Raw genomic sequence first — 17046 nt, 5'->3', positions numbered from 1 at the left:
GTCCTCGGCTGCACGAGGCTGACGGGCATGACGACGAACACGAACGCCGCGCTCGGCGGCGAATTCCTCCTCGGAGGCGACCTTCCCGTTCACCGGCTCGGCTTCGGGGCCATGCGGCTGCCGGTCGGCACCTTCGACGGCGCCGTGCGCGACCCCGAGACGGGCGTGGCCGTGCTCCGTCGCGCCGTCGAGCTCGGCGTGGACCACATCGACACGGCGTGGTTCTACCGGCGGGAGGGCGTGGCGGCCAACGACCTGATCCGCCGGGCGCTCGCGCCGTACGCGGACCACCTGGTGATCGCGACCAAGGTCGGCCCCCTGCTCGACGAGACCGGCATGCCGGGCGGCGAGGCCGGCCCGGCCGAGCTGCGCGGGCTGGTGGAGGACAACCTGCGCACCCTCGGCGTGGAGCGGCTCGACCTCGTCTACCTGCGGGTCGGCGGCATGAGCGGCCCGGGCGGCGCCTCGATCTCCGACAGGTTCGCGGTCCTGGCCGAGCTGCGCGAGGAGGGGCTGATCCGGCACCTGGGCGTCAGCAACGTCGACGCCGCCCAGTTGGACGAGGCACGGGCGATCGCCCCGGTAGCCGCCGTGCAGAACAGCTTCCACGTGCAGGACCGGGGCGACACCGAACTCCTGGCCCGGTGTGAGAAGGACGGCATCGCCTTCGTGCCCTTCTTCCCGCTCGGCGGCGGGTGGCGGCCCATCGACCAGACGCGCCTGGCGGCGGTCATGGAGCGTCACGGGGCCACCGCCCCGCAGATCGCGCTCGCGTGGCTGCTGGAGACCTCGCCCGCGGTGCTTGCGATCCCCGGTACGGGGTCCCTCGACCACCTGGAGGAGAACATGGGGGCGGGGCGGATCCGGCTGACGCCGGAGGACCTCGCCGCCTTGGAGGACTAGCGCCGCGGTGCGGGGCCGTGTGGACCCGGTGAACGACGGCGTTTGACGGAGCTTTCGCGGAAAGCTCGCGCAGGTGTTCGATGACGCGCTACAGTCATGGCCATCGGATCGAACACGGGTTCGGTCAAGTCCCGGCAGGTAAGGGGTGTGTGATGGCTGTGCCCACGGTGTCCGCCGCCCCCGTTCCTGCCGTCGCCTTTCCCGTGGCGTTCGATCCGGTCGTGCCCTCCCCGGCTCCGCCCGCTGTCGTCCCGGTCGTCCCGGTTCAGGCTCCGCCCACCGCTGGGCGGTGCGTGCCGCGGCCGCGCCGGGCGACACGCCGTAGCGCTCTCTACGGAAATCTACGACGGCCGCTATATCCCGTCATAAAGTCCGAGAGCGTGGACCCCGTGCGCAATCCCTATGCCCCCGGCGCCGGCCAGCGCCCCCCGGAACTCGCCGGACGCGACCGCGAACTGCAGCAGTTCGAGATCGTGCTGGAGCGGGTGGCCCGGGGCCGCCCGGAGCGGAGCATGGTCCTCACCGGCCTGCGCGGTGTGGGCAAGACCGTCCTGCTCAACACGTTCAAGTCCATGGCCATGCAGCGGCTGTGGGGCACCGGCAAGATCGAGGCCAGGCCCGACCAGTCGATCCGCCGCCCGGTGTCCGCCGCGCTGCACATGGCCATCAGGGAGCTCGCTCCCCGCCACCGCGCCCCCGAGCGCATCGAGGAGTTCCTCGGCGTGCTCAAGGCGTTCGCGATGCGGGATCCCGCCGCGGCGAAGGGCACTTCGCACTGGTCGCCCGGCATCGACGTGCCCGCCACGCGCGGCCGGGCCGATTCCGGCGACCTGGAGATCGACCTGACCGAGCTGTTCGTCGACGCCGCGGGCGTGGCGACGGACCTCGGCGTCGGCATCGCGCTGTTCATCGACGAGATGCAGGACGTGCAGGCGCCGGACGTCTCGGCTCTGTGCGCGGCCTGCCACGAGCTGTCGCAGAACGGCGGTCCGCTGATCGTCGTCGGCGCCGGCCTGCCCCACCTGCCGAGCGTGCTGTCGGCGAGCAAGAGCTACTCCGAGCGGCTGTTCCGGTACGCGCGCATCGACCGGCTCGACCGGGACGCCGCCGACCTGGCGCTCATCGCCCCGGCCGCCCGCGAGGACGTCGAGTTCACACCCGACGCGCTCGACGCGCTGTACGAGGCGGCCGACGGCTACCCCTACTTCGTCCAGGCGTACGGCAAGGTCGCCTGGGACCTCGCCCCGCGCAGCCCGATCACGGCCGAGGACATCAAGGTGTCCGCGCCGGAGGCCGAGGAGGAGCTCGCGGTGGGCTTCTTCGGCAGCCGGTACGAACGGGCCACCCCCGCCGAGCGGGACTACATGCACGCCATGGCCCAGCTCGGGGACGACCCGGTGCCGACCGCCGAGGTGGCCGAGGCGCTGGGCCGCAAACCGTCGAGCCTGTCCCCGGCCCGCGACAGCCTGATCAAGAAGGGCCTGATCTACAGCGCCGAGCGCGGCGTGATCGGGTTCACCGTTCCGCATTTCGGGAGGTTCCTCCGCGCGCAGCCGCTCTGAGCGGCGCGCCCATCGACCTCTCTACGGCTTTCTAGAGGGGAAGCTAGAGAGCCGTAGAGAGTTGAAGTGAAAGCCCTCGATGCGGGAATCTACGCATGTATAGCGTCAGGCCGATACAGGCGTAGATTCCCGCAGAGAGGTGTCGCCGGGATCGCCGGACGCGACCACCTGGCCGTCGGCGCCGACCACGACGGCGCGTACGGCGGGACGCCGGCCACTGAGATGCACGGCGAACACGACCTCCGCGTCGCCCTGAACGGGGAAGACGAAGAAGCGCCAGCACAGCTCGCGCCACATGTCGGACGGCTGGTCCGTCAGCAGCGACCCGGCATGGGCCCGCCACGCCGCGCTGGCCCGCAGGCGCGACAGGGCCCGTCCGGGCGGCATCGGCCGTTGCTCGCACGGCGCCCGGTGCCGCAGGCGGGAGACGGCCTCGTCGATCTCGGGTGAGCAGGCGAGCAGCAGGGCGACGCCCCCGCCGATCCAGGGCGCCGTCTCCGCGGTGACATCAGGCAGTCCTGTCACCCCCTGCAGCCCGACGAGGACCGCCATCGCGGTCAGCGCCGCGACCCGACAGATCGACCGCAGCCCGACCGGCGTGTCGCTCACGTCTCCGAAGCAGCCGCACCCCACGTCCGGCCGCCGCCTGCGCAGATCCCACAGGACGTACGTCGCGATGGCGAAGAACGCGGCCGGCAGCCACCGGGCGACCGGGTGATCCACGACCAGCAGATCGGCGGCCAGCGCGAACTCGACCAGGGCGCAGGCGATCAAGGCAGGTCTCGCGAAGCGCTCGGGCATGAGCACCGCTGGGCCGAGCCGGGCCAGCGCGCCCGGCGACGCCTCGCGCCCGGCAGTTGCCAGCTTGGCGACGCCGCCCAGCGCCAGTGTCACCACGAGGATCGGCAGCGCGGCAGCCGCGATGGTCGAAAGCACCGGTCACCCCAATCCGACGCGGGCATTGAAGCAGCCCTTGGTCAAGTCTCCGCCGAGCGCGACGTACGAGGACGCGGCCAGTTCCACGATCCTGCCGCGCGGGGACGTGCCGCATTCCAGGCATCGGTCGCAGAACCGCCCCGCGAGGCATCCGCACCCGACGATCGGCAGCGTGTCCGCCCGGCCGTCGCACACGTTGCGTACGCGCAGCAGCGAGCCCAGAGCGAGGTACGGCAGGCCGGCGCAGGAGACGCCGGCGTCGTCGCAGCCGGTGTCCTCGCGTTCGAGCATGGGATAGGCGACGCCCTCCTCGGCGAAGTCCGCCCACACCGCCGTGCCCGAGATGCCCGCCTCGCTTCCTCCGTACGTCATCGGAGGCGGGGGCACGGCCGTGGCCCGGTAGGGCGGCTGCGAGGTCGCAGGGAGATGTGCGAACGACGTGCCCTGGTCGAGCAGCCCGATCGCGTCGAACAGGTAGCCCGGCTCCAGCTTGGGATGCCGCACCCGGATCCGCCCGGAGGAGCGGTAGGGCACGACGATGGAGCGTTCCCGGCGATGCGGACCGCAGTCGAGTTCGACGGTGAGGTCGCGCCGGCCGCGGACCTCCCGGATGACGCCGGTGATCCGGGTGATGTCGGCCCAGAGGCGCTCGGCCACCGTGCCGCCGCGCAGCGCCCGGACGACGACCCGGGCTCCGGCCGGCAGATCGGCGGGCGCCACCGTGCCGCCGCGCCACGCGGTCGCCCACGGCGCGATCACCAGGCGCCGCTGCTCGCCTTCGGCGGTCTCCAGGATGATCAGGTGCGGGCTCACGTCGAGGAGGTCGCCGCTGACCACGTCGAACGGCTCCGTCTCCTCCGGCGATCGCGGCGCGGGCCCGGGGTCGCGGCCGAGAACCGCCGCCGCCAGCTTCCGCCTTCGCTCTCCGGCCCGGTACGGCATCGCCCCTTCCACACTCTCCAGCCTCACATGCCGGACGGGGATGGAGAGGTGGTTTTCCGGGCGATGGTGGCGTCCAGGATCAATATTCCTCCTCCCGGTGCAAGGCGTTGCCACCTGTTTCGGGCAAACCACCGCCCGACGGTACGTACGGCATGCGCGACGGGCCGCCACCGGCTTGCCCGGTCTTTGCCCAGGCAGGTGCGAAACCTGGATTTCGGTTCAGCCGGATCCGGGGGCGCGGCTGCGATTCTGGCACGAGATGCCTCTCTGGCCGGGTTGGTGATCCCTGATCGTGAACCATGAGGAGTTCCGCACGTACGTCCAGTCTCGCGGGGCGGCCCTGCTCCGCGTGGCCAACCAGCTGACCGGGAACCCCAGCGACGCCGAGGACCTTCTGCAGACCGCACTCGCGCGTACGTACCTCGCGTGGGACCGCATCCGTGACCGGTCATCGCTCGACGGCTACGTGCGGCGGGCGATGGTGAACATCAACATCTCCTGGTGGCGGCGGCGCAAGCTGGAGGAATATCCCTCCGAGGAGCTTCCCGACGTACCGGTGCAGCAGGACGCGCGGCACCGGTACGACGAGCTGGAGCAGGCGCTCGACCGTCTCCCCGCGCGGCAGCGTACAGCGATCGTGCTGCGCTACTACGAGGACATGACCGAGCCCGAGATCGCCAGGACCCTCGGGATCAGCGTGGGCACGGTCAAGAGCTCGGTCTCGCGCGGCATGGCCAAGCTGCGCGGCGACATGGTCGTGCCCGACGCCCGCAAGAGGGTCAACTGACGCGCCGCGTCACCTCTCGCAGACCTTGCCGTCGCTGTCGCGGTCGATGTACCAGTCATACTCGGGGTCGGTTCCGCGGTAGTACGGGCCGTATCCGTGGGCGATCGCCTCTTCGCAGGTGTTGTACCTGGGGTCGGTCGAGCCGCCGGGGCTGGGGCTGGGGCTGGGGGTCGGAGAGGGGCTGACCGCGACCGTTCCGGCGGTGCTCCCCTGCGGGATGGGCTCGGGGGAGTACGTCGTGCCGGGCGGGGCCGGGGCCGCGTCCTCGGGCTCGATCGGCGCCGGGGTCAGGGCGCCGCCGCCGGTGCCCGACGGGGTCTGGACGCCCGAACGCCTGTCGTAGGTGTCGGCCGCCCAGCAGCCCGACCACAGTCCCAGCTTGTCCATCTGAGCGCGGACCTGCTCGTTGTACTGCCACTGGGTGTAGCTGTGCTCGGGGAAGGAGTTCACGGTCTGGGCCAGGCCGCTCCTGACCATGTCGCCGTTGACGTAGACGCCCGTGGACGACCACAGGTAGATGAGGATGCGCTCCTTTTCGGGCACCTGCTCGGCGGCCCGGACATACGCCGCCTTGCCGGGCGGCAGCAGGGCCTTCAATCGGGCGGCGGCCTCCTGGGACCAGCAGCCGCCCTTGCCGGGGGCGTCCGCCTCCAGCAGGCCGATGCGTACGGTCCTGCCGCTCGTGGTGACGACGTCCGCGGTGTCGCCGTCCACGATCTTCTTGACGGTCACCTGGACGGCGTCCTTCGGCACGGTCTTCGGCCGCGCCGTCTTGGCCGTCGTGGTCTTCGTCCCCTTGGGGGCAGCCTTGGGGGTGATCGTCCTCGTGACGGTGACCGTCGGCTGCGGGCTGGGGCTCGGGCTCGTCGTGGCGGGCGTCTGCGTCTGCGAGGGCGTCGGACTCGGGCTCGCCGTGGCCGCGGCGAACGCGGAGGTGGAAGCGGCGACGGGAACCGCGAGGGCCGCGGTGGCGAGGACGGCGAGTGCGTGTGAGGGGAAACGCACGGGCGCTCCATTGGCTCGGGTACGGGGGACTGCGTCGGCTGTCGTGGAGCCGTTTCCTGGATTACGGAGTCCACCAGAAATCGATCGTTTACGCCAGTCCGTCCGGTCGGTTCCCTCGAATCACGTTCCGGCGGGCTCAGCCCGTCTTGGCCCGCGGCGCCCTGCTCGCCTCCCGTATGCCGGCGGTCGCGCAGGGCCGTACGACGTCGCGGATCACCCGCAGCGCCTTCAGGAAGTCGGCGAGCTGGTTGTTTTCGGTCAGCAGCCCGGTGAACCAGGTCTCGATGTCCTCGATGTGCTGGGGGAGCACCGTCCGCAATCGTTCCGCCCCTGCCTCGCTCAGCACGGCGTACGAGGCGCGGCGGTCGGTGGCGCAGGCATGCCGTTCGACGAGCCCGTCACGTTCCAAGCGGTCGACCACGCGGGTGATCCCGCTGGTGGACAGCGACGTCTGGGCCGCGAGATCGCTCATCCGCAGCCGTCTTTCGGGGGAACGGGCAAGGCGGATCAGGGTCTCGAAGTCGACCTCGGAGAGTCCGGCGGCGGCCAGTGTGGGGCTGGTCTTGCCGACCAGCCCGGTGAAAACCTCCGCGAGCAGGCCCATCGCCGTGAGCCGGGGGTCGTCGAACGGGTCCATGGTCCAAGTCTACGCCACGATAGTTGACGCGAGGAATATTTTTCCGGTAGACATTTGCTGAGTGAGACATCCGCACAGCAACAATCAGGGGAGCAGCCATGAGCATCCGTGAGTGGGAGGGCCTGAAGGTCCCGACGGCCGGCGAGTTCGCGCTGGACAAGGCCCACACGCGCGTCGGTTTCGTCGTCAAGCACATGATGGTCAGCAAGGTCCGCGGCCACTTCGCCGACTACGAGGGCAAGATCGTCATTGCCGAGAACCCGCTCGACTCCAGCGTCGACGTCGTCATCAAGGCAGGCACGATCGAGACCGGCGCCGCCGACCGCGACGGCCACCTGCGGAGCGACGACTTCCTGAGCGCCGACAAGTTCCCCGAGATCACCTTCCGCAGCAAGCGGGTGAGCGACCTGTCGGGCAACGAGTTCACGCTCGTCGGCGACCTCACGGTCCGCGACGTGACCAAGGAGGTCGAGCTCAAGGTCGAGTTCAACGGCGCCGCCAACAACCCGTGGGGCCAGGAGATCTTCGGGTTCGGCGCGGAGACCGAGATCGACCGCGAGGAGTACGGTCTGACCTGGAACCAGGCCCTGGAGACCGGCGGCGTCCTCGTCGGCAAGAAGGTTAAGATCGAGATCGAGGGCGAGGCCGTCCGCCAGGCGTAGCCTGTGCCGAGGCTGAGGCGGGTTATCCACACTGCGTGCACAGTCCTTGTCCACATCCTGTGGACAAGGACTGTGCATCGATCCAAACGCCCTCTCCGGAAGTGATTCAGCACAGCGGGCGAGCCTCACCGGCAATCCGCTTTGCCGCCTTGGACGATCGCCGGTACGCTGTGCTGAGCAACGCGCTACCAGGAGGCTTCGCCTAGTCAGGTCTATGGCGCCGCACTGCTAATGCGGTTTGGGTCTTAAGCCCATCCGGGGTTCAAATCCCCGAGCCTCCGCAGTTCAAAGCCCCTCTCGCCGGTCTTCGGCGAGGGGGGCTTTTTGATCTCCAGACCGGCGAGGTACGTACGTTTCGGGCACCGGTGGGTGTGGTCAAGGAGGCGGCGCTGCGCGCGCCGCCTGGCGGGCCGTCGCCCGCTCGTCGACCGGGCGTGCGGCCTGGGGGCCGGTCCCGGCCGGCGGCGGCTCCGTCCGCTCGTGACAAGCGCCCAAATTGGCCTTCACACCGACGGCGTGGTCGCGCGAGAACAGTACGAACGCCTGGCCCGCCATCTCCAGCAAGACGGAGGCGAGCACGTCACAATGAGGTTCGCTCAGGTCGCCCGTGTCATCGGCGAGGAGCCACCTGCCAGCGCCTATAAGCACTCGGCCTGGCGGGCCGGCGACCCAAGCACACGCAGGCCGTATGGCTCGACGTTGGCTTCTTGGCGACGCCCGATCTTCAAGCCACGTCGGGCAAGTAGGGTGACCCGCGGTTGCCCGCGACGGTGAAGGAGCCGCCAATGACCACCGATCCAACGCTGGCCCGGATCGGCCAGGGGGTGGAGTTGCATCACCACCGAGGTCAGCGTGAAGCCGCTCGCGACTTGTTCGCGCAGATCTGGGACGACATCGGCGGCGAGCAAGGCGATCCGCTGCATGTTTGCGTTCTTGCCCACTCGATGGCCGATGTGCAAGACGACGTGCACCAGGAGCTGATGTGGGATCTGCGAGCGCTTGCCGCCGCTGATCGGGTCACGGATGAGGGGGTGGCGCAAGCTGGGGTGGCGCTTCCGGCGGCGGGCTTGTATCCGTCGTTGCACCTGAACTTGAGTGAGTGCTATCGCAAGCTGGGCGATCTCGGTCGCGCCCGTGAGCACCTCCAGCAGGCCCGAGCCGGGATCGGCGCGCTTGGCGACGACGAGTATGGGCGGCTCATCAAGGGTGGCCTGGAGCGGCTGGCCGAGCAGTTGGGTGAGGCCATCTGACTGCGAACCCCACTCGGGGTGTGACCTGCGGCGCGAACGCGCCTGAACGCGCCCTGGACATGTGAAGCAGCCGGGGCGTGCGCGTCCCCACGGACACGTGAACTGCATGGGCTGCCGGCGGACGGACGTTGCCGCGAGGGCCGATTCCCGCCAGTGTTTCGAGCAAGGGGAGCGGAAGCATAGGTGCCCGATGGCGGGCGGCCCTGGAGAAGTCGGGCGTCCGATCGGGTGCCCCGGAAGGTCTGTCCTTGCCGGGGCGAACGGGGGAGTTCGATGCGGCCGCGGTTACCCCGAAGCGGGCAAGGTGGGCGGGGATGGATGATCATCCTGTCGGCCCAGTTCGTGATCATGCTGGATGCGTCGATCGTCACGGTCGCATTGCCGGACATCCAGCATGAGCTCGGCTTTTCCGCGTCAGGTGTGCAGGCCGTCGTCACCGCCTACAACGTCGCTTTCGGGGGTGCGCTCATCCTCGGCGGCAGGTTGGGGGACTTTTTCGGGCGGCGCCGCTTCTTCATCCTGGGCATGGTCGGGTTCGCCTTGTCCTCGTTGCTGTGCGGCTTGGCCGTGGACGCCGTCATGCTCGTGGCCTGCCGCGTCCTGCAGGGCTTCTCGGCGGCGGTCATCGCTCCGACCGCGTTGGCCCTGCTGGCCGATCTGTTTCCCGAAGAGGCGGCGAGGGCCAGGGCGATGAGCAGGTTCGGCATCGCCACCGTGCTGGGATTCGTCGGTGGTCTGGTGTTCAGCGGGCTGCTGGTGGACTCGCTGGGCTGGCAGAGCGTCTTCTACGTCACGGTCCCGGTCGGCGCACTGGTGGCGGTGTTGATCCCCCGTCTCATCCCGCCCGCTCCGTCGTCCCCGCGACCCGGCAAGCTGGATGTGCTGGGCGCGGTGCTGATCACCGTGGGGGTCGCGCTGGTCGTCGTCGCGCCCACCCAGGGAAGCGCTCGGGGATGGACATCCCCTCAGTGCGTCGTCCCCTTCGTCGCCGGGCTCTGCGTGCTGGCGCTCTTTCTCTTCGCGGAACGCCGTCACCCGGACCCGTTGGTCCGTCTCGGGCTGTTCCGGTCGGGCATGCTGCGGGCCGCCAACGTCGTGACGCTGGCCTCGGGACTGCTGTCCGGTTCGGCGTATCTTCTGGTCACCCTGTACCTGCAGGAGGTCATGGGCTGTACGCCCGTGCAGGCGGGGCTCATCGTGGCGCCCATCGGTCTGGTGAACGTCGTGTTCGGCATGGTCCTCGGACGGCTGATCCCGCGTGTCGGCCTGGCGGCTTCGCTCACCGGCGCGACCGTGTCCGCCGGCCTGCTCGTTGCCCTGGTCGCCTCGCAGGTGGCGGTGGCGCAGAGCCTGGTGCTGTTCGGACTCGTGCTGTTCCCCATGGGCATGTCGATCCTCGCCACCACGGTCGGTTCCACCCTCGCGGCCACGGCGGGGATCGCACCTCGGGAGCAGGGCCTGGCGGCGGGTGTGCGGCAGACCTCCTTCCAACTCGGCATCGCCCTCGGTGTCGCCGTGCTGCTGTCGCTGGCGGCCAGCCGGACCAGCGTGATGGAGGGGGAGGGCATCGCGCACGGGCAGGCTCTGGCGGCCGGGTACCAGACTGCCCTGTACGTGCTCGCCGTACTGGTGATCGTGGCGGGAATCGTCACGTTCGCGGAACTGCGCAACCACAAGAGGGCGGCCGCTACCCGCCGTGCGCCTGCGACAACCACCTGACTGCAGCGGTCCGATGAGGAGCGTCCCAGCGGTGTGACGAGCGTCGTGGGGCCGGGCTTGTGTGGCAGTCACGACACGGAGATGACGGCGTGTTCCCCGAGGGAGCCGGATCAGGCCGGGAACGGGCTATTCGACGTCTACGGCCAGGATGCGATCGGCCACGGCGGAAAGGTCGGAGCCGAGAACGCGATGACCTTCGTCATTGCCGCTCCTCGTCGTCAAGGCCGTCCATCCGGGTCACTCCCCCCGGCCCTGCGTTCATGCGGTCGAGCGCTTCCCTCGGATGTCCGCGTTCTTCAGGCGCCATGGGCGAATGATCACATCAGACGCCGACAGTCCTGAACGTCGAAGTGGGCGTCGCAACCCTGGTCGCGGTGACGTCGCGGGCTGCCGCGACGAGGATGGCCCTCGACCGATCGCGGTCGAGGGCCATCCTCGTGCCTGCACGGGCCACGGCAACGGGCCGGTGCCCGGTTGGGCTCAGCGCTTGGCCGCGAAGACGTGTGCGGCGGTCTGCGTGCGGAGTTCGGCGGTCTCCCCGCCACTGCCGACCAGCACGCCGCCGGGCGACGACGTCACGCCTCCAGGTGCCGGTCACCGGCCACGTGTAGCAAGGTCGGGCTGGCGGTGGGGCCGCTCTGGCTCAGGCGCTCGGCGATGCGGGCGCGCATGGGGACACAACGCCTTCCTCGTCGAGCTCCGGAATGGCGCGGAGACATCTCCTGTCGATGAGTCCCGGCATGCTGCTCGTCAAGCAGGGGTTTCGGCGGTGGCGGTCAGGACCGCGCGGCCGAGGATGTGGCCGGCCATGGTGAAGCCGAGGAGGGCCGGGGTGGCGTCGGCGGGGACGCCGATGGACTCGACGTCGAGGGCGTGCACCACGATGAAGTAGCGGTGAAGGCCGTGCCCGGCCGGCGGCGCGGCGCCGATGAAGCGGGCCGCGCGGACGTCGTTGGGCAGTTGGAAGGCGCCCTCGGGCAGGCCCGAGCCGGTGTCGTCACCGGCGCCCTCGGGCAGTTCGGTGACGGTGGCGGGGATGTCGGCGACCGCCCAGTGCCAGAACCCCGACCCGGTGGGGGCGTCGGGGTCGTAGACGGTGACGCCATAGCTCTTGGTGCCTTCCGGGGCGCCGCTCCAGGACAGCTGCGGGGAGATGTCCTTCCCGCCGGGGACGCCGGAGGAGAACTGCTCGGGCGGCCAGGCGGCGCCGTCGCTGACGGTGGTGCTGGTGACGGTGAAGGAGGCCGCCTCGGGGAGGCGGGCGAAGGGGTCGTTGGCGCTCATCGCGTCGTTCCTTTCAGGCCGTGCTGTGGGGTGGCGGTGATGCGGCCGACGGAGAGCCCACGCTTCGCGTAGAGGCGCTGCGGCCGGTCACTTCATCGACCATAACACGAATAATCGATTATTTGTTGAATCGTCTATGATGATCGCATGACCCAGACGGCCCACCCCTCGGCCTCGCCAGGCAAGCAGATGCTCTCCGAGCAGGTCTACGCACTCCTGCGGGACGCGATCATGCGCGGGGACTACAGCCCCGGTGACGCCCTCAAACCGCAGGACATAGCCAAGGAACAGGGCGTGAGCCTGGCCGTCGTGCGTGAGGCGCTCGTGCGGGTGGTCGGCGAAGGCCTCGCCGACCGGCTGCCCAACCGCGGCTTCGCCGTCCCGGCCTTCTCCGACCGCCGCTGGCAGGAGATCGCGGAGGCCCGCCGGACCATCGAACCGGTCGTGCTGCGCATGTCGATCGAGCGCGGCGACGTCGACTGGGAGGCCCGCGTACGAGCCGCCCACCACCGTCTGGCCCGCACCCCGGCGTACGTGCCGGAGGAGGGCGAGTACTACAGCGGCGCGTGGTCCGAAGCCCACCGGGTTTTCCATCGCACCCTGCTGGAGGGTTGCGGCAACCCCGTACTGCTGGAGACCTTCGACCGGATGTGGACCGCGAGCGAGCTGGCTCGCCGCTGGTCGGCGCACCGCAACCCCGACCGGGACGGCGTTGCCGAGCATCGCCGGCTTGAGGAGGCGGCGCTGGCCCGCGACGCCGACACCGCGGCCAAGGTGCTGGCCCAGCACCTCACCCTGACCGCGGCCGGACTGACCGGCTGCGATTACCTCCAAGCAGCGGAGGAAGCCTGATACGCCTCGCCGATCTGGCCGGACGGATACACCTGGTCACCGACACCCGAGCAGTGTTGGTCCAGATCGAACTGATCGGGACGGCCACGAGCAGAGCCGCTTGTCGCCGGCCGCTCGGCCGAGATGACGAGAGTGCTGTCAAGCCGCGGTCTTGACAGCACTCTTTATCGAGCCCCGTCGAAAGACCTCGATCTAGCTCTCCCAGGTGGCGTTCTGCAGCACGGTGGCGAGCCCGGGAGTGGCCCACTGGTCGACGATCAGGAGTTTCTCCTTCGGCAGGTACCACTCACGCTGCTTGAATGTCGACTTCTGCGTCGCGTCGTCGTACGTGACGCAGCGCCCCGGCCATACGCGGTAGTGCGCCTTGTGGCCCGCTCCGATGTTCCGGTAGCCGACCGCGATCGCCTTGCCGAGGACGTGGCCGAGCTTGGGGTCGGTCGGGCAGGGAGCCACGTCGACGGCGGGATAGAACGGTCCATTGACAGGGTTGTAGCGCTGGAAGCCCTCGCCCCCGGTCTTGAGCGTCTTCGCTCCCATCACCCAGAAGCCGCGGCACCTGGGCTCGAAGTAGTGGCTCTTGGGCTTGGCGCAGGCGCCGGTCACCACGTGCACTTGGTCGGCGCTCCGGTAGACCCGCCAGGTGCGGGGGATCTCCAGGGTCAGCCCGCCGGACAGCCGCAGGGACGTGGTAGAGGATGCGGCGGCGCGGTCGGCGCCGGCCACGGCGACGGCCCCGATGACGGCACCGGCAGCGGCGGCCAGCGAGATCATTTTTCTCATCACGCGCAAATAGTAGTGATGATCTATATAGAGGTCATTTGGGTCGGCCGTGTAGATCTCTCACGCGAGGGGGAAATGTGGGTTCTTCGTACGTTGTCACCGGGGGTGGCCGTGGCGTCGGACGCGCGCTCGTCGAACGACTCCTACGAGACGCGAACAGCGTCGTCGTGATCGAATTCGACCCGTCGGCGATCGAGTGGACCCGCACCCACCCGGCCGGTTCCCGGGTCATCGCGGTGGCCGGCGATGCCGCCGACGAGGCCGTCGCGGAGCGGGCCGCCGACCTGGCACAGGCCGCGGGCCCACTCGCCGGCTGGGTCAACAACGCGGCCGTGTTCCGCGAGGCCTCACTGGACTCCCCGTCGGCGCGCGAGGTCCTGGATCTCATAGGGGCGAATTTCAATCCCACGGTCATCGGATGCATGACCGCGATCCGCCGCTTCCTGAGCGCCGGTGGGGGCGGATCGATCGTCAACGTCTCCTCCCACCAGGCGCAGCGGCCGGTGCGTGGCTCCTTGCCGTACGCGACGGCCAAGGCCGCCGTCGAAGGACTCACGCGGGCACTCGCCGTCGACTACGGACCGCGCGGCGTCCGGGTCAACGCCGTCGCTCTCGGCTCGATCAGCACCGAACGCTACGAGGCGTTCCTCGATGGCCAGGAGCCCACGGCGGCCGCACGGATCGAGAACGAGATGGGCCTGCTGCACCCGGTCGGCAGGGTGGGGCGCCCGGAGGAGGTGGCGGCTGCTGTCGCCTACCTGCTGTCCGACGAGGCGAGCTTCATCAACGGCGCGACCGTCCCGGTCGACGGAGGCCGGTCGGTGCTCGGACGCGATCCCGAAGAAGCCTGAAAGCCCGGCTCCCCCGCAGAGATCAGCGGCCGAGGCCGGCGTCGCGGGCGCGGATGATCGCCTCTGCCCGGTCGGCGGCCTGGAGCTTGCCGAGCACGGCGTGCACGTGGTTGCGTACGGTCTTCTGCGACAGGAACAGCCGCGCGGCGATCTGGCCGTTCGACAGGCCGGCGGCCACCAGGTCGAGCACCTCGTGTTCCCGTGCGGTCAGGGACGGGAACGGCGAGACGTCGCCGCTCCGCGGCCTCGGGGCCAGGAAGTCGGCGATGCGCGAGGCCAGGACCGCACCGAACACGACGCCCCCGCCGGCCACCGTGGTGATCGCGCGGACGACCTCGTCCGGCTCGGCGCCTTTGAGCAGATAGCCGCGGGCGCCGGCCCGGAGCGCGTCGAAGATGGTGCCGTCCTCCTCGGACATCGTGAGCACCACGACGCCCATCTCCGGGTGCTCCTCGAGGATGCGACGGGTGGCCTCTATGCCGTCCATGTCGGGCATCTGCACGTCCATGACCACCACGTCGGGTTCTCGCTCGGCAGCCTGCGCGAGGGCCTCGACGCCGGTCGAGGCCGTCCCGGCGACCTCGACCTCGTCGATGCTGGTCAGCAGTGCCGCGAAGCCTTCACGGAACACCGGGTGATCGTCCACCACGAGGACCCTCACCGGCCGCTTACCGGTCATCTTCCACCTCTCCTGTAGTCGCGAGCACGGGCGCCTGTCCGGACGGTGTGACGGGCAGCCGCGCCCACACCCGCGTACCGGCCGGCTCCGCGGAGGTCACCGTGCACGACCCGCCGAGTTCGGCGGCGCGTTCGCGCAACGACACCAGTCCCACGCCGGCCGCCGCCTCGGCGTCGAGGCCGACGCCGTCGTCGACGACCACCACGTCGAGGTGCCCGCCTTCGACGTCCCGGGCGAGCGACACCACGCACTCGCCGGCCTTCGCGTGCCGGACCACGTTGGTGATCGCTTCCGAGGCGATCCGGTATGCGGCGACCTCCACGGCGGCCGGCAGGCCGGTGAGATCACCTCGCTCCTCGACCCGGACGGTCAGCCCCGGGGCTCGCAGCCGCTCCGCCTGCTGGCGGATCGCCCCGACCAGGCCGACGTCGTCGAGCGCGGGCGGACGCAGGCCGTGCACCAGCCGCCTCACCTCGGCGAGCATCCCGGTGAGTTCCTGACGAGCCAGGCCGAGGATCTGGTCGGCTTCCTCATTCGAGCGGCGCGCGGTGATCCGGGCGGTGTCGATCCGCGACGCGACCGCCGCCAGGGCCGGCCCCAGGCCGTCGTGGAGCTCGCGACGCAGGCGGCGGCGCTCGTCCTCCACGGCCGACACCATGCCCTCACGGCTGCGCTGCAGTTCCTCCGCGAGCCGTACGGCACGGGCCGCCGCGGCGGCCTGGCGGATCAGGTCGGCCAGCAGCCGTTCGTCGTTGGACGTGAGCCGGCGGCGGACGGCCCGGCGCGGCAGCAACAGCCGCCCGATTATCTCCCCCCGATAGGTGATGGGAAGCGCCTGCGTCTCGGCGGGACGCTCGCCGTCCTCGACGAGGATCACCTCGCCGCTGACCTGGGTGATCTCCACGCCTACGTAGGGCGTGCGGAAGGCCCGGGCCACCGTTTTGGCCAGCGTGACGAGTTGCGCCTCCGAGTCGTCGGTCCGCTCCAGCCGCTCGGCGAGCCCGGACATCACGTGGTAGGGGTCGTCCCTGTCGCCGAGGATCCAGCGCCGCACCAGACGCCACAGCCGGTGCCGCAGCTGCGCGTACAGAATGGCGACCGCGAAAACGGCGATGACCAGCCGCTCCCCTTCGTTCAGGCGTGGCCCGAGCAGCCGGCCGGCGCCGCCCAGGACCAGCAGGTCGAGGACGAACGTCAGGGCGAGCAGGAGGCCGTACACCAGCGTCCCGCCGAGCAACCGGTCGACGTCGACGAGATCCGGGCGCACGATCCCGATCGCGACCGACGCAGAGGTGAGGAACACGGCGGTGGTCAGGCCGATGGCGCCGAACCAGAGGGGCAGCTGCCGGAACGTCAGCATGACCAGGAGGTCGACCACGGCCGCCCACACCAGCCAGCGCATCCGGGTGCGGTCGATGCCGGCCACCGTACGGTAGCGCCGCACCACCACGACGAACGGAGTGACCAGGCTCAGCGGGAGGCACAGCTGCGCCACCCGCAGCACACCGGTCCAGACGGCGTCCGGCAGCGGGAAATAGAGCGCCTCGAGGTTCAGCCCTCGCAGTGGCGCGGGCAGCGGAGTGGACCCCGCGGTCGCCTGGGCGATCGCGGACGGCGCCGCGAGGAGAGCCAGGGGGAGCAGGCTCGTCAGCGCGAGGCTGAGCAGCGAGGCGACCCGCCACCACCCTGAGGGCAGCTTCCCGTCCGGGAACAGCAGCAGCGCCAGGGGGAGCAGCAGCGCCAGGCCCGCGCCGAGCCGCTGGTAGACGATGAAGGCGGCTGCCGCGCCGGGGAGGGGAGGATCGTGCAGGGTGGCGTAGGCGACCCACGACGACGCCACGCCGTCCAGCGCCCACCAGGCGCCGAAGCCCGACATCAGGCGGCCGAGGGGATGACGCGGATAACTGCGGAGCACCACCATGCCGGCCGCGGCCAGTGCGACACCCGCTATCGAGTCGAACCCGCCCGGCTGTAGTTCGAGCACGGCACGGTGGGCCTGCGGCACCCCCAGATCGATCAGTGCTGCTACCGGTGTGGCGGTCGCGGCGATCGCGAGGAGCACAGGCCCGAGGCTCAGGCGCGAAGGCCGGCGAACCGTCACAATCTGCACCAGGAAAGTGTGCCTCAGCAGGTGTGCGATGTCCCTAGGACGCGGGTCCCACCTGCTCTGGGACGCGAGAGATGCCAGGAATCGGGA

At 70.2% G+C, this 17046-nt stretch carries 17 protein-coding genes, 1 tRNA gene and 1 pseudogene; 10 read left to right on the top strand and 9 right to left on the bottom strand.

Features of this window, described 5'->3' with window-relative positions:
• Window positions 1-27 precede the first annotated feature (27 nt).
• Complete coding sequence (locus ACQEVJ_RS43850) at window positions 28-903, top strand: oxidoreductase (RefSeq protein WP_433111312.1); 876 nt, start codon at window positions 28-30, stop codon at window positions 901-903.
• A gap of 380 nt (window positions 904-1283) precedes the next feature.
• Entirely contained in the window at window positions 1284-2465 is a 1182-nt protein-coding gene (locus tag ACQEVJ_RS43845) for an AAA family ATPase (RefSeq protein ID WP_433111309.1), read from the top strand.
• Window positions 2466-2570: 105 nt separating this feature from the next.
• Here ACQEVJ_RS43845 and ACQEVJ_RS43840 read toward each other — a convergent pair whose 3' ends face one another.
• Together ACQEVJ_RS43840 and ACQEVJ_RS43835 are read right to left on the bottom strand one after the other, a co-directional pair.
• On the bottom strand, window positions 2571-3401 hold the full coding sequence (locus ACQEVJ_RS43840) for a MauE/DoxX family redox-associated membrane protein (RefSeq protein ID WP_433111306.1): 831 nt from the start codon (window positions 3399-3401) through the stop codon (window positions 2571-2573).
• A 3-nt stretch (window positions 3402-3404) separates the two neighbouring features.
• On the bottom strand, window positions 3405-4370 hold the full coding sequence (locus ACQEVJ_RS43835; protein WP_433111303.1) for a hypothetical protein: 966 nt from the start codon (window positions 4368-4370) through the stop codon (window positions 3405-3407).
• Window positions 4371-4629: 259 nt separating this feature from the next.
• Here ACQEVJ_RS43835 and ACQEVJ_RS43830 point away from each other — a divergent pair, with 259 nt between their 5' ends.
• On the top strand, window positions 4630-5130 hold the full coding sequence (locus ACQEVJ_RS43830; RefSeq protein WP_182898397.1) for a SigE family RNA polymerase sigma factor: 501 nt from the start codon (window positions 4630-4632) through the stop codon (window positions 5128-5130).
• A 9-nt stretch (window positions 5131-5139) separates the two neighbouring features.
• Here ACQEVJ_RS43830 and ACQEVJ_RS43825 read toward each other — a convergent pair whose 3' ends face one another.
• On the bottom strand, window positions 5140-6135 hold the full coding sequence (locus ACQEVJ_RS43825; RefSeq protein ID WP_433111301.1) for a thermonuclease family protein: 996 nt from the start codon (window positions 6133-6135) through the stop codon (window positions 5140-5142).
• 136 nt (window positions 6136-6271) lie between these two features.
• Window positions 6272-6772 carry a MarR family winged helix-turn-helix transcriptional regulator gene (locus ACQEVJ_RS43820; RefSeq protein WP_433111298.1) on the bottom strand — a complete coding sequence of 167 codons (501 nt, stop codon included), beginning with the start codon at window positions 6770-6772 and terminating at the stop codon, window positions 6272-6274.
• Window positions 6773-6870: 98 nt separating this feature from the next.
• Here ACQEVJ_RS43820 and ACQEVJ_RS43815 point away from each other — a divergent pair, with 98 nt between their 5' ends.
• From ACQEVJ_RS43815 to ACQEVJ_RS43795, 5 genes are all read left to right on the top strand, one after another.
• A complete protein-coding gene (locus tag ACQEVJ_RS43815; RefSeq protein WP_433111295.1) occupies window positions 6871-7434 on the top strand; it encodes a YceI family protein in 564 nt (187 codons plus the stop codon).
• Between the two features lie 191 nt (window positions 7435-7625).
• Window positions 7626-7715, top strand: a tRNA-Ser gene (locus tag ACQEVJ_RS43810).
• Window positions 7716-7803: 88 nt separating this feature from the next.
• Window positions 7804-8208 carry a DUF7662 domain-containing protein gene (locus tag ACQEVJ_RS43805; RefSeq protein WP_433113291.1) on the top strand — a complete coding sequence of 135 codons (405 nt, stop codon included), beginning with the start codon at window positions 7804-7806 and terminating at the stop codon, window positions 8206-8208.
• A gap of 11 nt (window positions 8209-8219) precedes the next feature.
• On the top strand, window positions 8220-8684 hold the full coding sequence (locus tag ACQEVJ_RS43800) for a hypothetical protein (RefSeq protein ID WP_433111292.1): 465 nt from the start codon (window positions 8220-8222) through the stop codon (window positions 8682-8684).
• Window positions 8685-9002: 318 nt separating this feature from the next.
• Window positions 9003-10403, top strand: a complete 1401-nt coding sequence (locus ACQEVJ_RS43795) for an MFS transporter (RefSeq protein WP_433111289.1) — start codon at window positions 9003-9005, stop codon at window positions 10401-10403.
• A gap of 584 nt (window positions 10404-10987) precedes the next feature.
• On the opposite strand, the pseudogene ACQEVJ_RS43790 reads toward ACQEVJ_RS43795, so the two are convergent.
• Both ACQEVJ_RS43790 and ACQEVJ_RS43785 read right to left on the bottom strand, forming a co-directional pair.
• Window positions 10988-11145: pseudogene (locus ACQEVJ_RS43790) on the bottom strand (dihydrofolate reductase); the annotation flags it as partial.
• A gap of 8 nt (window positions 11146-11153) precedes the next feature.
• The gene (locus tag ACQEVJ_RS43785) at window positions 11154-11687 is read right to left on the bottom strand and encodes a YbhB/YbcL family Raf kinase inhibitor-like protein (protein WP_433111286.1); all 534 of its coding nucleotides are present in this window, start codon (window positions 11685-11687) and stop codon (window positions 11154-11156) included.
• A 147-nt stretch (window positions 11688-11834) separates the two neighbouring features.
• Between ACQEVJ_RS43785 and ACQEVJ_RS43780 the strand changes: the two genes are divergently transcribed.
• The gene (locus ACQEVJ_RS43780; RefSeq protein WP_433111283.1) at window positions 11835-12539 is read left to right on the top strand and encodes a GntR family transcriptional regulator; all 705 of its coding nucleotides are present in this window, start codon (window positions 11835-11837) and stop codon (window positions 12537-12539) included.
• Between the two features lie 192 nt (window positions 12540-12731).
• Here the strand turns inward: ACQEVJ_RS43780 and ACQEVJ_RS43775 are convergent, their stop codons facing one another.
• Window positions 12732-13322, bottom strand: coding sequence for a hypothetical protein (locus ACQEVJ_RS43775; protein WP_433111280.1), 591 nt, complete (start codon window positions 13320-13322; stop codon window positions 12732-12734).
• 74 nt (window positions 13323-13396) lie between these two features.
• On the opposite strand from ACQEVJ_RS43775, the gene ACQEVJ_RS43770 reads away from it, so the two are divergent.
• Window positions 13397-14170 (top strand): SDR family NAD(P)-dependent oxidoreductase, encoded by a 774-nt coding sequence (locus ACQEVJ_RS43770; RefSeq protein ID WP_433111277.1) that lies wholly within the window; start codon window positions 13397-13399, stop codon window positions 14168-14170.
• A 22-nt stretch (window positions 14171-14192) separates the two neighbouring features.
• On the opposite strand, the gene ACQEVJ_RS43765 is transcribed toward ACQEVJ_RS43770, so the two are convergent.
• Together ACQEVJ_RS43765 and ACQEVJ_RS43760 are read right to left on the bottom strand one after the other, a co-directional pair.
• Complete coding sequence (locus ACQEVJ_RS43765; RefSeq protein WP_433111274.1) at window positions 14193-14849, bottom strand: response regulator; 657 nt, start codon at window positions 14847-14849, stop codon at window positions 14193-14195.
• Window positions 14839-16911 carry a sensor histidine kinase gene (locus ACQEVJ_RS43760; RefSeq protein WP_433111271.1) on the bottom strand — a complete coding sequence of 691 codons (2073 nt, stop codon included), beginning with the start codon at window positions 16909-16911 and terminating at the stop codon, window positions 14839-14841. Before ACQEVJ_RS43760 ends, ACQEVJ_RS43765 begins: the two co-directional genes overlap by 11 nt.
• Window positions 16912-17046: the final 135 nt, after the last annotated feature.

This window comes from Microbispora sp. CA-102843, from assembly GCF_050936215.1.
Lineage (GTDB): Bacteria > Actinomycetota > Actinomycetes > Streptosporangiales > Streptosporangiaceae > Microbispora.
The sequence above is the reverse complement of the archived record's forward strand: the minus strand, read 5'-3'. Positions and strand labels throughout refer to the sequence as shown.